Raw genomic sequence first — 3,235 nt, 5'->3', positions numbered from 1 at the left:
CTGGCGCAGGACTATCTGGCGCAGGACTATCTGGAGCAGGAGGTGCACCGGCGATGGCCCTACACGGCCAGGCGGGCGGCGAGCGGGCACAGGAGACGGTCGGCATCCGGCCGCAGTTCATCCGTCCGGGTGAGGATGACGTGGTTCCGCGGTTCCGGATGCCGCAGGAGCCGATCGCTCCGGAGACGGCATACCAGATCGTGCACGACGAGCTGATGCTCGACGGCAATGCGCGGCTGAACATGGCCACGTTCGTGACCACATGGATGGATCCGCACGCAGACCGGCTCATGGCCGAGTGCGCCCCCAAGAACATGATTGACAAGGATGAGTACCCGCAGACCGCCGAACTGGAGGCGCGCTGCGTGAACATGCTCGCGGACCTGTGGCACGTGCCCGACGCCGAGAACGCGGTCGGTTGCTCGACGACCGGCTCCTCCGAGGCGTGCATGCTCGCTGGCCTCGCGCTGACCCGGCGCTGGCGGACCGGGCGTCGATCGGCTGGCCGGCCCGCCGATCATCCCAACATCGTCATGGGTGCCAACGTGCAGGTCTGCTGGGAGAAGTTCGCCCGCTACTGGGATGTCGAGCCGCGGCTGGTGCCACTCGCGCCGGGGCGCACCCACCTGACCGCGGACGAGGCGGTCGCCCGCTGCGACGAGAACACCGTCGGGGTGGTGGCGATTCTCGGATCGACGTTCGACGGCAGCTACGAACCGGTGGCCGAGATCGTGGCTGCCCTCGACCGCCTCGCGGCGTCGGGTGGCCCGGATGTGCCGGTACACGTCGACGCCGCCTCCGGCGGGTTCGTGGCACCCTTCTGCGATCCGGATCTGGTCTGGGATTTTCAGCTGGATCGGGTGGCGTCCATCAACGCCTCCGGCCACAAGTTCGGACTGGTCTATCCGGGGGTGGGCTGGCTGCTGTGGCGCGACAAGGCGGCGCTGCCGTCCGAGCTGGTCTTTGAGGTGGACTATCTGGGCGGCAGCATGCCGACATTCGCGCTGAACTTCTCCCGGCCGGGTGCCCAGGTGGTCGCGCAGTACTACACACTGCTGCAGCTGGGTCGGGAGGGATACCGGCGGGTGACGCAGACCTGCCGGGACAATGCCCGCTGGCTGGCCGATGAGGTAGCGAAACTGGGGCCGTTCGAACTGGTTTCGGATGGCAGCGGTATCCCGGCGTTCGCATTCGCGCTGCGGGATGAGGTCAGCGAATACAGCGTCTTCGATGTCTCCGAGCTGCTACGCACCCGTGGCTGGTTGGTACCGGCATACCGGTTCCCGCCGGCGCTCGAGCAGCTGGCGGTGCTCAGAATAGTCGTGCGTAACGGCTTCAGCCGGGATCTGGCCGGATTGCTGGTCGCGGATCTGCGCCGGGTGGTGAACCGGTTGTCCGATCCGCATCGGCACCCGTGGCCGCAGGAGGATGACGGCGCCACCTCGTTCCATCACTGAGCCGTCCGCGCCGAGCCGTCCGGGCCGATCCGTCCGCGCACCGTCGTCCAGCTGTCCGCGTGCGTGTCGCCTGTTGGTCGCCCGCCCGACTGCATCCGTGCATCTGTGCTGATGAGACTTGCCCGCGGCGCGTCGGGGGACGCGCCGCGGAGGAGGAACGGATGAACCGTCTGGGAATAGCCGCAGTCGCGGCGGGTGCCGTGGCCCTGTCTGTCATGGGTGCCGGGGCCGCGTCCGCCCATTCGCCTGACCAGGGCAGTGCGCTCGCGGCGCAGGACGATGCGTACTGGGTCAAGGCGGGTGGAGTTCTCACCGTGCGCGGTGACGGGGTGCTCGACAACGACACCGGCTGGCCGGCGACTCTGGTCAGGCACACCCAACCCGCCCACGGCACACTCAGCCTGAACCAGGACGGGTCGTTCCGTTACACCCCGGCGGCCGGCTTCATGGGCGATGACACCTTCACTTACTCGATCAGTAACGCGGTGTCGCTTTACACCACACACGTGCCACCGATAGCGACGATCGGCGGTGTGCCGATCACCGGTGGTGGCTTCGGCTCGTCGCTGTATCCGGTGCCCGGCTCACCGGACGAGTACTACGGCGTAACCGACCGCGGTCCGAACGTCGACGGACCGAACGGGGTGAAGGTCGAGGCGCTGCCGGACTTCGACCCGGCCATCGGCCGGTTCCGTCTCGTCGACGGCAAGGCCGTCCTGAAAAGCGTGATCCCGCTGCGCGCGGCGGACGGCTCACCGTATTCGGGTCGGGTGAACAGCCAGGCGAACACCGGCGAGAGCATCGTCGACCTCAACGGCAACCCGCTGCCGGCCGACCCGAACGGTTACGACTCCGAGGGCCTGGTTGCCCTGCCCGACGGTACGTTCTGGGTATCGGACGAGTACGGACCGTTCATCACCCACTTCGGCCGCGACGGCCGCGCGATCGAGCGGCTCTCACCGTTCGACGGGTCGCTGCCGGCGGAGCTCGCCAAGCGGGTGCCGAACAAGGGGATGGAAGGGCTGACGGTCACCCCCGACGGGCAGACCCTGGTCGGAGCCATGCAGCAGGCGTTGGCGCAGCCCGACCTCACCGCCAAGCCAGCCAGTGTCACCACCCTGCGGATCGTCACCTACGGCCTGCGTACGCACGTCACGCACGAGTACCTCTACCTTCTCGACGACCCGAAGGTGAACAGCGGCGCGGTCAGCGAGATCACGGCGCTGAGCGACACGACCTTCCTCGTGGACGAGCGTGATGGGCACACCGAGCCCGGTGCCTACAAGAAGCTGTTCCGCATCGACCTGACCGGTGCCACCGATGTCGGACCGGCCGCGACGCTGCCCGGCGCGGTCTACGACGCGGCCAAGGGCGGCCTGCTCGTCGGCCCCAGCCAGCGCACGATTGAGACCTACGTCGGGACGGCGACGACGGTGAACGCGACCGCCGCGCTGGCCGCCGTCGGTATCACCCCCGCCGCCAAGAGCCTCAGCGTCGACTTGGGCGCTCTGCTGACCGGCCTCGACCCGGCCGGCGGGTTCTTCGGGCATGACAAGATCGAAGGGGTCGCGGTCGCCGACGGCGGGCGCACGATCGTCATCAGCAACGACAGCGACTTCGGCATCGACGGCGTCACGAACAGCACCCCGCCGTTCCAGCTCCACCCGAAGGTGCTGCCGAACGGGACGCAGGACGACGGCGAGTTCCTCGCGATCGACACCACTCGCCTGCCGGCGGCGGTCAGCACCGCTACGGTCACGGTGACGGTCGGTCCGGGT

2 protein-coding genes are annotated in these 3,235 nt (G+C 68.4%); both read left to right on the top strand.

Annotation, left to right across the window (positions count from 1 at the left end):
* Positions 1-53 precede the first annotated feature (53 nt).
* Positions 54-1,457: a glutamate decarboxylase gene (locus tag U9980_RS26120; RefSeq protein WP_322770359.1), complete on the top strand. Its 1,404-nt coding sequence runs from the start codon at positions 54-56 to the stop codon at positions 1,455-1,457.
* Between the two features lie 161 nt (positions 1,458-1,618).
* A partial coding sequence (locus U9980_RS26115) for an esterase-like activity of phytase family protein (protein ID WP_322770358.1) occupies positions 1,619-3,235 on the top strand: 1,617 nt, incomplete at its 3' end.

The sequence above is a fragment of the Protofrankia sp. Cr1 genome, from assembly GCF_963555865.1.
Lineage (GTDB): Bacteria > Actinomycetota > Actinomycetes > Frankiales > Frankiaceae > Protofrankia.
The sequence above is the reverse complement of the archived record's forward strand: the minus strand, read 5'-3'. Positions and strand labels throughout refer to the sequence as shown.

Coding starts and splice junctions, on each gene's coding strand:
- U9980_RS26120 (WP_322770359.1), top strand. CDS start 54: ATGGCCCTACACGGCCAGGCGGGCGGCGAGCGGGCACAGGAGACGGTC.